The sequence below is a fragment of the Robiginitalea aestuariiviva genome, assembly GCF_029537735.1.
GTDB classification, from domain to species: Bacteria; Bacteroidota; Bacteroidia; order Flavobacteriales; family Flavobacteriaceae; genus Robiginitalea; species Robiginitalea aestuariiviva.
The window spans coordinates 213,050-224,953 of sequence record NZ_JARPUQ010000001.1; the positions used below are offsets into that span (position 1 = coordinate 213,050).

Here is an 11,904-nt window from a genome sequence, read left to right on the forward strand (position 1 = left end):
GTACTTGTTTTTCCCATCAAACCGAAGTCTACATGCAAAGCGAACGCATCATAGAACACATTGTAAACTGGCTGAAGGCATATGCCACTGAAGCGGGAATGAAAGGATTTGTTGTAGGGGTATCCGGGGGGATTGATTCCGCCCTGACCTCTACGCTCTGCGCCCTCACCGGCATGGAGGTACTCTGCCTGGAGATGCCCATCCACCAATCCAAAAACCAGGTTACCCGCGCGGCCAACCACATCTATTGGCTTAAGGGCAAGTACCCGAATGTGCGTTCGGAATGGATTAACCTCACCCCCGTTTTTGACGAATTGATCGGGGTGATGCCCCCCGTGGAGGACGAGGAAAGCCGCTTTATGTCCCTGGCCAACACCCGCGCACGCCTGCGGATGACCTCCCTGTATTACTTTGCTGCCCTGGAGAAAAAGCTGGTGGCCGGCACCGGGAATAAAGTAGAGGATTTCGGGGTGGGCTTTTATACCAAGTACGGAGATGGAGGGGTAGACCTGAGCCCCATTGCGGACTTGCTTAAAACCGAAGTCTACGCTCTAGCCAAACACCTGGGCGTGAACGACGAAATCCTGGAAGCCCCGCCAACCGATGGGCTCTGGGGGGATAACCGAACAGACGAAGACCAGATTGGCGCCAGCTATCCCGAACTGGAATGGGCCATGGCCATGGACGATGCCGGAAAGACTGCCGAAGACTTCAGCGGCAGGGAACAGGAAGTCTTCCGCATCTACAAGCACCTGAATACCGTTAATCGGCATAAAATGCTTCCCATCCCCGTGTGCGAGATTCCTAAAGCGCTGAAAAAGACATCTTAACTAAGATTCAGCACCTTAGCACGATTTTTAAACGTGTTATAGACACTTTATAGGATTTTTTTGGCAACTTTGTAAAGGATTTAATTATTTAAACCTTACTTTTCATGTCAGTAATTCAGCACAGGAACTTTTGTGCCTACTGACAGCTCGCACAAAAACCCCCGAAAACTACCTAAATATGATCCAAGTTCTCATTGCCGACAACCACCCGGTCGTAAGACTGGGGGTACGCAACGCCCTGCAAAGCGCGGAAGATATCCGCCTGATGGGTGATGTGGGCACAACTTCCGAACTCTTCAATGTGCTGCAGGACAAGCAGCCAGACGTCCTCCTGATGGAACTCGACATCCCGGAAATCAACGGTATTGCTGCCCTGCGGAAGCTTAAACAAGAATACCCAGATGTCCAGGTACTGATCTACAGCGGTCAATCCGAGGATGTGTACGCCTTAAGCACCATACGCAGCGGTGCCAGTGGCTATCTCTCTAAAACCGCCACGATGGACTACCTGCAGGATGCTATCCGCAAGGTGGCCCAGGGTGGGATGTTTATCACTAATGAACTGGCCCAGCGTCTTGCCTTTGACGAAGGCACCCAAAAGCCGCGTCGTTTCTTCCGTAAACTTTCTACCCGCGAGGTGGAAGTATTGAAGATGCTGGCCAGCGGTAAACGCAATAAGGAAGTGGCCCAGGGGCTTAACCTGAATGAAAAAACGGTTAGCACCTACAAAGCCCGCCTGATGAAAAAGCTGAATGTGGATAACATGGTAGACCTGTTGCAACAGGCCAAAGCCCTGGAACTCTACTAGACCCGCAACAACCCGTTCTTACGCCCGGCCCCTGGCCGGGTTTTTTTATGCTCAGCAGGGAATGATACGGTTCAGCTTCTGATTGAGCAGCTTGTTCAGCTGGAGGTAGTTCACAATCTCCTCCAGCACCTCCCGGTTGGTATCCGCAAGCTGGGACTCGGTGTCCTGGCGCAGGTGCTGAATCCGTTTGCGGATCAGGTGGCTGCGCAGGGAAAGGATGGTTTCGGTAACCAGCTGTGCCAGGCCGTCGCGTTTGGGACGGGGAAAGATATCCTTTCGCTCCCACTGATGCAACTCGTATTTCTCTTCATCCATCAGGATGGAGGAGATTTCCCGGGCAGCCTCGGGTTCCAATTCCTGCATAAACTGGTTGATGTCAAAAGCCTCATCGGCATTCATCCGGTCGATCAGGCGATAGTACACCTTGCGAAAGCCCTCGTGGCTGAGCTCAATCTCGTCCTGCTGCAGGTCCAGGTATACCTTCTCAAAGACGCGTGCCTCGTGCAGTTCCGGCTCCATAACCAGTTCCCCGGCTTCGTTTTCCTTCAGCAACATGTCTTCGAAGGTTTCGGTCTGTGTGCCGTAGAGCAGCAAGACCTCGATAAGTTTGCGCTCCAGCTCGTACTGCACGTCCACCTTTTGTTCCTGAGGTTCCGGGCGAACTACCTCCATCTCGGACCGCTCTGGTTTGCGGGCGGCGTCCTGCTGGCGTTTCCGTCCCATCTGGGCCAGGGTATTGAAAAGTACATCCTCTGAAATCCCCATCAGGGAGGCGCACTCCTGTACGTAGACCTCCCGTTTGATCCGGTCCGGGATACGGGAAATACTGGCCACGATATCCCGGATCATCTCGGCCCGCTTTATCGGATCCTGGGCCGCTTCTTCGGAAAGCAGCGCCGTTTTGAACTGTATAAAATCCCGGCTGTTTTCCTGCAGGTAGGCCTCTATGGCATCCCGGGAGTGTTTCCGCGCAAAACTGTCCGGGTCTTCCCCGGCAGGGAACGTACAAACGCGAACGTTCATCCCTTCCTCCAGGATCAGGTCCACCCCCCTCAGGGAGGCCCTGAGACCGGCAGCGTCCCCGTCAAACAGCACCGTGAAGTTCTGTGTGAGACGGCGCACGAGCCGAATCTGTTCCGGGGTCAGGGCTGTCCCGCTAGAGGCTACCACATTTTCAATCCCGGCCTGGTAAAGCTGGATCACATCCGTGTAGCCCTCCACCAGGTAGCACCGGTCTTCCCGGGCAATGGCCTGCTTGGCAATGGAGATGCCATAGAGCACCTTGCTCTTGTGGTAGATGTCGCTTTCCGGGGAATTCAGGTATTTGGCGGTCTTCTTGTCCGCACTCAAGGTACGCCCCCCAAAGCCCAACACCCGGCCACTAAGGGAATGGATGGGAAACAACACCCGGCCCTTAAAGCGGTCAAAGCGGCGTTCTTCCCGATCCCCTTCGGCGGGTTTTACAATAGTGAGGCCGGTTTTGTCCAGGAATTCCAGTTGGTAACCTTTCTCCAGGGCCGCTTTGGTGAAGACATCCCACTGGTCCGGGTTATACCCCAACTGGAAGGTGCGTATGGTATCGTCCGAAAACCCCCGTTCGCGGAAGTAACTCAGGCCAATGGCCTTCCCGGGTTCCGTATTCCAGAGGCAATCGCTGTAGAAATCCCGGGCATACTCGGTAACCAGCAGCATGCTTTCCCGCTCGCTGGCCTTCTCCTTTTCCTCTTCTGTGCGCTGGGTTTCCTCGACCTCGATCTGGTATTTTTTAGCCAGGTAGCGGATAGCCTCCGGGTAGGTGAGGTGTTCATGCTCCATCAGGAAGGCCACCACGTTACCTCCCTTCCCGCTGGAAAAATCCTTCCAGATCTGCTTCACCGGGGAGACCATAAAACTGGGAGTGCGCTCGTCTGTGAAAGGGCTTAACCCCTTAAAATTAGATCCGGATTTCTTCAGCTGTACAAAATCCCCGATCACCTCCTCCACGCGGGCGGTTTCATAAACTTTGTCTATGGTGCTTTTGGTAATCATGGGCCGGAACACTCGGGCCGATAAAAATAAGAAAACAGGCCCGACCCCCGAAAGCCTAAATGGGATTGAGCCGAAAAAAGCACCATTTTGTACCTTTAGGCAAAACCCCTTGTATTGTGATCCTCTTCTTCGGCACCCGCCCCGGCAAGCGAAGGGAGCTGCCTCTGGCCGCCCTGACCTGCCCCCATTGCGGGCAAACGGGAAGCCTGCAGGGGACGGTGGCCCCGCATTTTGTACATATCTTCTGGATACCGGTATATCGCCTGCGCCCCATGGTCTGGGTACAGTGCTCCCATTGTAAAAAAGGCTATGACGGTCGGGATCTGACCCTGGAAATGCAACAGGCTCTGAAGGACACCGGCATGTAATAAAAAAAGCGCCCTTTGGAAAGGACGCTCTGTATTACGCGGATCGGTAAGGGGCTACAGGTCAAACCGCAGCCCCAGGGAAACATTGTGCTGTTCCACCGCGGCATTTTCAAAAATGGGGTTCAGGTCGTATTTGGCGTAGAGCAGCACCCCTTCCACCCCAATGTAGGCACTCAGGCCGTACACAAAATCCGAGGTGTTGTAATCCCGCTTCAGTTTGTCCTTGACGCGTTCGCCATCGCGGGTGTACTTCAATTTCTGGCGCGCCCCCAGGTTGAGCCCGGCATACCCGCCAAACCCTATACGAAACTGGTTGCGCAGGGAATAGCGGATGCGGTCTTCATATTCCCGGAATCTGGAAGGCCCGAATTCCAGGTGAACCGGCACCACCAGGTTATCCATACGGAACTTGGCTTTTCGGAGTTCCACGTCAAAAGGCTGCAGGGTAGTCTGCCCGTTTTCCGAGACAAAAACCTGGTTGCCCTCGGGCTTCAGCCCATTGAACTGGAAGGAAACCCCGTAATGCAGGCGCATAAAGTTGCTCTCTTTGAAAACCCGGGTCCGCCAGGCCCAGCCAATCTCAAAAAACCGACTGCCGGCCACCTTATAGGGAGAATCCTCCAGGCCCTGCCCATCCGCAATGGCATTGTTCAGCCCAAAGGCCAGTACCATATCGGAATACGTCCTGCGATCGTAAGGCACGGGGCGGTCGGGGTCTTCCCAACGGATCCAGGAAGCCTCCCCCACCCCCAGGCTCAGTTCAATTCGCTCTACTTCTTTTGGAGGGGTCTTTTCCTGGGTGGCTACCACCCCTGCATTGCGCTCCAGCAAGGCAATTTCCCGGTCGATCATCTGTTGGCGGTCCTCGATGTTGAGCGCCCGCTTCCGGGCGGCTTCGGTTTTAAGGACCTGGGCCTGCTCGGCCGAAATTTCTCCGGCCTCCCGCCGGCGTTCAATCTCCAGCACTTCGGCCTTCAGGGCTTCCTTTTCGGCAGTAACCACCTGCTCGCGGGCGGCCTTCAGCTTTTCAATACGGTCTTGATAATCTTCCTGGGCAAACAGGGTGCCGGTCAAAAGGATAAAGAGCAAGGGGATAATCTTATGTACAATGTGGTTCATGTGTTCGTTTTTTTTTGATTTTGATTGATGGATGATTGATGAATAAACTACTGGTTGCGCTGGGCCATAGCCACACGCACTTTGTTAAAACGGGCCTTTAGGGTATTGAACAACTCCTCCCGGAAACTGCGGTCCAGTTCCGACTCCACCTGGCTTAGTAGGGCATTGGCATCCAGGGGGGCCTTGAGGTCGGTCAGGCGTTCCCGGGCCATGGCGGCCTGGGCCTCATGGAGCAGAGAATCGATGGTGGCGTCACTGACCGCGGTGCCGGAGGCTTCCAGCACCGCCACGCGTAATACGACGCTATCCAGTGCCAAAGCCAGGCGCTGCTCCAGTCCGGAATCTACTGCAATCCCAACCCGGGTTTCCTGTAAGTCAGTTATCCGAGCTGTATCCAACCCGGCATTGGGCTGGGATTGGGCCGGCCTTACAGGTGTTACCGATGCCAGATCTACCTGATCCGGAGAAGCCTGTTCCAAAGCCGGATCATTGCCCTGTTGGGCTTCCGCCCCGACCACTGCCGGATCCGTCTCGCGCAGTTCTTCGGGTTGCAGGGCGGGAGAGGTATTGGGTACAGGTTGGGTAACTTCGGGACGCGAGACCACCCGGGTAGGGAAAACCGGTTCCGGATCGGTCCGGTCTAAAAGGGCACGCCACCCAAAAAACAAGGCAATTGCCGCAGCAACCCCATAGTACCAGGGGCGGAGGCTGCGCCTGCCCCGCACAGGCTCCTGCCCCAACTGGGTGGCAATCCGCTCCCAGCTTCCCGGGGAAGGGGTAATCTTGCGGGCGCGCAGTTTTTCGCGCAGGTTTTTTTCGAATTCAACGGGTGCCATAATGTGTCTTTTGTTGGGCTTCCAGGTGGTCCTGCAAGCGTTTTCGAGCCTTAAACAGCTGGGATTTTGATGTGCTTTCCGAAATATTCAGCATGTCTGCGATTTCCGGGTGGGTGTATCCTTCTACAGCGTAGAGGACAAATACGGTCCGGTAGCCCTCGGGCAGGGCATCGATCATTTTTTCAATTTCCTGCAATTCCAGAAAATCGGCCGACTCCCATCCCTGTACTGGCGGTTCCGGCGGGGTTTCTTCGAACTCCACAAACTGCTTTTTCCGGAGGAAATCAATGGCCTGCCGTACCATGATCCGGCGTACCCAACCTTCAAAACTACCTTCAAAGCGATAGGAATCCAGGCCCTGAAACACCTTTACAAACCCACTGATCATGACGTCCTCTGCGAAATGCAGGTCTGGGATATACCGCCTGCAAACGGCTAACATGGTCGGCGCCAGGCTTTCGTAAAGGGCCTTTTGCGCTTCCCGCTGTCCGGCGCGGGCCTTCTCGACCAGCGTGCGTTCGTTGCGAAAAAGCGAAATGATCTTCACGGTTCTCCTGGGTTTCTATCTGTAAGACGCAGGTCGGAAAAAAAGGGTTGCCTGCCGGAGGAATTTTTTCTTTGCAGCCGCAAGAAACCTGCCAAAAATCCCCGACTGCAAGCCCCTTTCACGGGCGGGGTATACCTTGGCTTCCGGGGGTGGGGGGGGGCTTGCCCCAGGGTCGCAAGGAGGCGCCTATTGTTTGCGGTCCACCACGTAATTGACCATCAGCTCCAGGGCACTCCGGTAGGGGGATTCCGGAAAGGCCTGCAGCATCTGCAAGGCCTCGGCCTTGAATTCCTGCATTTTATCCACGGCGTATTCCAGCCCGCCGGAATCCTTGACAAAGGCGATAACCTCCCGGACACGGTTTCGGTCCTTGTTGTGGTTTTTGACCGAGTTGATGAGCCACTTACGCTGCGCCTCTGTGGCCTGATTCAGGGCATAGATCAGGGGGAGGGTCATTTTCTGTTCCTTGATATCAATGCCGGTAGGCTTGCCAATGCGTTCCTGTCCGTAGTCAAACAGGTCGTCTTTGATCTGGAAGGCCATGCCGCAGAGCTCACCGAACTTCCGGAAGGTTTCCACATGTTCGCTGTCCGGGCAAACCGAAGCCGCCCCCAGGCTACAACAGGCCGCAATCAGGGTGGCCGTTTTCTGCCGGATAATCTCAAAATACACCTCCTCGGTAATGTCCAGCCGGCGGGCTTTTTCGATCTGCAGCAACTCCCCTTCACTCATTTCGCGCACGGCTACCGATATGATCCGCAGCAGGTCAAAATCCCCATTGTCTATGGAAAGGAGCAGGCCTTTGGACAGGAGGTAATCCCCCACCAGCACGGCAATTTTGTTTTTCCAAAGCGCATTGATGGAAAAAAACCCGCGCCGCTTGTAGCTGTCGTCCACCACATCGTCGTGGACCAGGGTGGCCGTATGGATCAGCTCAATAACCGATGCCCCACGGTAGGTGCGCTCGTTTACGGCCCCGTCATTCAGGAGTTTAGCCGTTAGAAAGACAAACATGGGGCGCATCTGCTTCCCCTTTCGGTTCACGATATAATAGGTGATCCGATTGAGCAGGGGCACGCTGGACGACATGGACTGGTGGAACTTCTTTTCAAAAAGTTCCATTTCCCTTTCAATGGGCTGTCGAATCTGGGCGCTGATCTTCAAAAAGCGTGGTTTATGGTCTTGCCGTTGGGATTGTAAAATTACGGAAAATGCCTGGGAATCCGTTTGGGAAACCCATAGGACTGCGCTCAGTTTTCTTTCCGGTGCGTTATATTTGTCACCTAATATATCCGCACATGCGCTTCATTCCTGTCCTGATATTGGCTTTCCTGGTTTCCTGTTCCGAGGCCCCCAGGGATTTTCGGCAATTTGACCAAAACAGCTGGTCCGGCATTCTGGCGTTCCAAAACGGGCAGTACCCCGGGGCTCTGGCGCACTTTGAAATCGCCATGGCGACCCTTCCGGAGGAAAGTCCTGAACCGTATCTCTACGCCGCCGCAACTGCCCTGAAGCTACAACAGGAAGAAAAAGCCGGGACCATCCTGGCTAAGGCCCTGCAGCATACCCGAATCAGCCGCTCCGATTTTGAGAACTTTCAGCCCCTGGCCGAATTTTGGGGAACCCCGGTTATGGATGAATTCCTGGAGGCTTTTTCCATAGCGGAACGCAATGGCACCCTGGGGCCGGCTTCTACCCCCCTGCAACGGGAAATGGACAGCCTGGCCCTGATTGACCAAAACCTTCGCAATGGATTTTATGACCCACAGGCTATGCGCCGGATCGATTCCACCAATATGGTACGCCTGGCCCAGATTGTCGGTGAAATCGGGTGGCAGCAGAAGTTGTTTCCCATTCTCTGGAACCGCCGGCAGCATTACGGCTCCGACCACTGGTTCTGGACCTCTTTTACACCCGTAATAGAAAAGGAAATCGAAGCCGGGCGTGTACGCCCATCCTTTTGGGCGCAATTCGAGGACGAAAAGCTAATCCGTACCCAGCGGCAACAGCGTTACGGGATGTACCCCTATAACTATCAACAATTTCCGCTGGAACTCCCGGATCAGGTAGACAGCCTGCGGGCAGCGATAGGCCTCCCGCCCCTTTGGTATATGAATGAGGTGTACCAGGCTCCCCTGCCCCCGGGGTATCAGGGTACCCCGTCCACATCGCCGCTGATTACCGAATAAGGCTAAAGGAATTATGCGGGAGGGTTATTCCCCCGGTCCGGTAGATTTGTTGGCCAACTGGCCACAGGCCGCATCGATGTCCTTGCCCCGGGAACGCCGCACGGTTACCGTGACCCCGGCCCCTTCCAAAGCATCCACATAAGCCTGTATGCGGGATTCCCCTGCCTGTCGGAACATGCCATCGTCTATGGGGTTGTATTCAATAAGGTTGACCTTACAGGGTGCGGCCCGGCAAAAATCCAGCAAAGCGCGAATATCGGCATCCCCGTCGTTCACCCCGTCCCAGACCACATATTCGTAGGTCACCCGGCTGCGGGTCTTGTCGTACCAGTAGGCTATGGCTTCCCGCAATTCCGAGAGGGGCATGCGCTCATTAAAGGGCATGATGCGGGATCGGGTTTCCTCAATCGCGGAATGGAGGGAAACCGCCAGGTTAAACCTGGGGGCCTGATCTGCCATTTTCCGGATCAGCTTGGGCACCCCGGAGGTGGATACCGTGATGCGGCGGGGCGACATCCCCAATCCGTCTTCGGCCGTAATCCGGTCAATGGCCTTCATCACATTGGGGTAATTCATCAGGGGCTCCCCCATTCCCATAAACACGATATTGCTTAATGGGCGGCCAAAATAGAGACGGCTCTGGCGATCAATGACCATTACCTGATCGTAGATCTCATCCGGGTTGAGGTTGCGCATGCGCTTCAGGCGGGCCGTGGCGCAAAACCGGCAATCCAGGCTGCATCCCACCTGGCTGGAGACGCAGGCGGTGGTACGCGTTTCGGTGGGGATCAGCACAGACTCCACCACCAAACCGTCGTGGAGTTTCACAGCATTCTTAATGGTTCCATCCGCACTGCGCTGCATCTGGTCCACCGCAATATGGTTGATCACAAACCGCTCCTCCAGTTTTTCCCGAAGGGCCTTGGACAGGTTGGTCATCTCCTCAAAACGATGGGCCCCTTTCTGCCATAACCACTCATAGACCTGGTTGCCGCGGAAGGCTTTCTCACCCCGCTGCACAAAGAAGGCCCGGAGTTCTTCCAAACTCTGGGCCCTGATATCTATTTTGGTGGCTTCTGGCATAATGTTGCAGGTGGATGGGCCAATGGGCCGGATCCCCTTCCCTTAGAGGACCAGCATGGCATCCCCGTAGGAATAAAACCGGTACTGTTCCAGGATCGCTTCCTTGTAAGCCTTCTTCATCAGGTCATGTCCCATAAAGGCGGAAACCATCATCAGCAGGGTACTTTTGGGAAGGTGGAAATTAGTGATCATGCAATTGGCGATACTGAAATCATAGGGCGGGAAGATAAACTTATTGGTCCACCCCTCGTAAGTATTCAGCAAATGCTCCGAGGAGACCGCGCTTTCCAGCCCGCGCATTACGGTGGTACCCACGGCACAGACCTTACGTTTTCCGAGCTTGGCCCGGTTGACTACCTCTGTGGCTTTTTCGTCAATGATCAGCTCCTCGGAGTCCATCTTATGCTTGGAAAGGTCCTCCACCTCAACCGGGTTAAAGGTCCCCAACCCCACGTGGAGGGTAAGCTCAGCAAAATCAATCCCCTTGATCTCCAGGCGCTTTAACAGGTGCTTGGAAAAGTGCAGTCCGGCCGTTGGAGCCGCTACCGCGCCTTCATGTTTGGCGTAAATGGTCTGATAACGGCTTTCGTCTTCCGGCTCCGGGTCGCGTTTAATGTATTTGGGCAGGGGGGTTTGTCCCAGTTCCCGCAACTTGCGGCGGAAGTCCGTATAGGAGCCATCGTACAGGAACCGCAGGGTACGCCCCCGGGAAGTAGTGTTATCAATCACTTCGGCCACCAGGGATTCGTCTTCACCGAAGTAAAGCTTGTTCCCGATGCGGATTTTACGGGCCGGGTCTACCAGCACGTCCCACAGCCGTTGCTCTTCGTTCAGTTCCCGGAGCAGGAAGACCTCAATCCGGGCCCCGGTTTTTTCCTTATTCCCATACAGGCGGGCAGGAAATACTTTGGTGTTATTGAGCACCATCACATCGCCTTCATCAAAGTAGTCGATCAGGTCCTTAAAATACTTGTGCTCGATCTTGCCGGTTTCCCGGTGGATGACCATCAATTTGGATTCATCCCGGCTTTCGGCAGGGTATTCGGCCAGGAGTTCTTTGGGCAACTCAAAGTTGAAGTGCGAAAGTTTCATGAAGGGCGGTGGGTTTTGTGTTTTGCGGGGGCAAATATACGATCCCGGGCAGGGGGTTGTCAAGTAATGAGCGGATAAACTGAAAATCACTTGCATAAAAACCCCGGGGGCGCTTCTTGGCTTTCGGGGCATTCCCTATCTTTAAGCTATGTGCAATCCCCATTTAAAACCCATACGGTCCGGGCTGGTTTGGCTGCTTTTGCCCTTGCTTTACCTGGCTTTCGCCTGCGGCAGCAGCCGCGAGGCCGTTTCTGTACCCCTCACCGGTACAGTCTGGTTGCTGGAGAACATGCCCGGGCAGGCCCTGGAAATCGCCGCGTTGTTCCCCGGCCAAAAACCCTACCTCCGTTTTGAAGAAGACTCCGGGAAAGTCGCGGGCAACAGTGGCTGCAACGGGTACTCGGCCCCATACCGGCTGGAAGGGTCCCGCTTATCCTTCGGCCCCCCGGACCCGGCAACCCTGATGTACTGCGGGGAGGGCGAACGCCACTTTAAGAATGCGCTGCAGCAGATAGATCGCTGGGGCATTACCCCAAACGGCAAACTCTTTCTGCAACAAGGGGATTCCCTCCTGCTGGTATTTGCCCCTCAGGCCGTGGACCAGCCCCAGTAAACTCGCTAATCGGAACCCCATGACCAACAACCATATTGACTACATCGAATTCCCGGCACCAGATCTGGAGGCTACCAAAACATTTTACCATTCGTGTTTCGGGTGGGTCTTCACCGATTACGGGCCGGAGTATACCGCCTTTGAAGAAAGCGGGGTTTCCGGCGGGTTTCGCCTGAGCAAGGAACCGGTAGCGGATGGGGTACTGGTTGTCCTCTACCACAACAACCTGGAGATTGTACAGAATAAAATAAGGGCAGCAGGAGGCGAAATCACGGTCCCAACCTTCTCCTTTCCCGGGGGGCAGCGCTTCCATTTCCGGGACCCGGCGGGAAACATGCTGGCAGTGTGGTCGGAAGACCCAGCGGCCATTTGACGCCCCCTCCCCGGGGGG

General features: G+C 55.1%; 13 protein-coding genes. 6 read left to right on the forward strand and 7 right to left on the reverse strand.

Annotated features, from left to right (window positions below):
* Positions 1-32 precede the first annotated feature (32 nt).
* Both nadE and OZ410_RS01010 read left to right on the forward strand, forming a co-directional pair.
* Positions 33-830, forward strand: a complete 798-nt coding sequence (nadE, locus tag OZ410_RS01005; protein WP_277706048.1) for an NAD(+) synthase — start codon at positions 33-35, stop codon at positions 828-830.
* A 178-nt stretch (positions 831-1,008) separates the two neighbouring features.
* Positions 1,009-1,638, forward strand: coding sequence for a response regulator (locus OZ410_RS01010; protein ID WP_277706049.1), 630 nt, complete (start codon positions 1,009-1,011; stop codon positions 1,636-1,638).
* A 51-nt stretch (positions 1,639-1,689) separates the two neighbouring features.
* Here OZ410_RS01010 and dnaG read toward each other — a convergent pair whose 3' ends face one another.
* Complete coding sequence (gene dnaG, locus OZ410_RS01015; protein ID WP_277706050.1) at positions 1,690-3,666, reverse strand: DNA primase; 1,977 nt, start codon at positions 3,664-3,666, stop codon at positions 1,690-1,692.
* A 116-nt stretch (positions 3,667-3,782) separates the two neighbouring features.
* On the opposite strand from dnaG, the gene OZ410_RS01020 reads away from it, so the two are divergent.
* Positions 3,783-4,034, forward strand: a complete 252-nt coding sequence (locus tag OZ410_RS01020; RefSeq protein WP_277706051.1) for a zinc ribbon domain-containing protein — start codon at positions 3,783-3,785, stop codon at positions 4,032-4,034.
* 54 nt (positions 4,035-4,088) lie between these two features.
* Here OZ410_RS01020 and OZ410_RS01025 read toward each other — a convergent pair whose 3' ends face one another.
* From OZ410_RS01025 to OZ410_RS01040, 4 genes are all read right to left on the reverse strand, one after another.
* Positions 4,089-5,153: a hypothetical protein gene (locus OZ410_RS01025; RefSeq protein WP_277706052.1), complete on the reverse strand. Its 1,065-nt coding sequence runs from the start codon at positions 5,151-5,153 to the stop codon at positions 4,089-4,091.
* 47 nt (positions 5,154-5,200) lie between these two features.
* Positions 5,201-5,989, reverse strand: coding sequence for a hypothetical protein (locus OZ410_RS01030; RefSeq protein ID WP_277706053.1), 789 nt, complete (start codon positions 5,987-5,989; stop codon positions 5,201-5,203).
* The gene (locus tag OZ410_RS01035) at positions 5,976-6,536 is read right to left on the reverse strand and encodes an RNA polymerase sigma factor (protein ID WP_277706054.1); all 561 of its coding nucleotides are present in this window, start codon (positions 6,534-6,536) and stop codon (positions 5,976-5,978) included. The genes OZ410_RS01030 and OZ410_RS01035 overlap by 14 nt, the downstream gene beginning before the upstream one ends.
* 186 nt (positions 6,537-6,722) lie before the next feature.
* Positions 6,723-7,700 carry a polyprenyl synthetase family protein gene (locus OZ410_RS01040; RefSeq protein ID WP_277706055.1) on the reverse strand — a complete coding sequence of 326 codons (978 nt, stop codon included), beginning with the start codon at positions 7,698-7,700 and terminating at the stop codon, positions 6,723-6,725.
* Positions 7,701-7,834: 134 nt separating this feature from the next.
* Here OZ410_RS01040 and OZ410_RS01045 point away from each other — a divergent pair, with 134 nt between their 5' ends.
* A complete protein-coding gene (locus OZ410_RS01045) occupies positions 7,835-8,725 on the forward strand; it encodes a hypothetical protein (RefSeq protein WP_277706056.1) in 891 nt (296 codons plus the stop codon).
* Between the two features lie 24 nt (positions 8,726-8,749).
* Here the strand turns inward: OZ410_RS01045 and rlmN are convergent, their stop codons facing one another.
* Both rlmN and queA read right to left on the reverse strand, forming a co-directional pair.
* Positions 8,750-9,808: a dual-specificity RNA methyltransferase RlmN gene (gene rlmN, locus OZ410_RS01050; protein WP_277706057.1), complete on the reverse strand. Its 1,059-nt coding sequence runs from the start codon at positions 9,806-9,808 to the stop codon at positions 8,750-8,752.
* Between the two features lie 42 nt (positions 9,809-9,850).
* Positions 9,851-10,900, reverse strand: coding sequence for a tRNA preQ1(34) S-adenosylmethionine ribosyltransferase-isomerase QueA (gene queA / locus OZ410_RS01055; protein ID WP_277706058.1), 1,050 nt, complete (start codon positions 10,898-10,900; stop codon positions 9,851-9,853).
* 148 nt (positions 10,901-11,048) lie between these two features.
* Between queA and OZ410_RS01060 the strand changes: the two genes are divergently transcribed.
* A complete protein-coding gene (locus OZ410_RS01060; protein WP_277706059.1) occupies positions 11,049-11,513 on the forward strand; it encodes an META domain-containing protein in 465 nt (154 codons plus the stop codon).
* 19 nt (positions 11,514-11,532) lie between these two features.
* Entirely contained in the window at positions 11,533-11,886 is a 354-nt protein-coding gene (locus OZ410_RS01065) for a VOC family protein (RefSeq protein WP_277706060.1), read from the forward strand.
* The last annotated feature ends 18 nt before the right edge of the window (positions 11,887-11,904 follow it).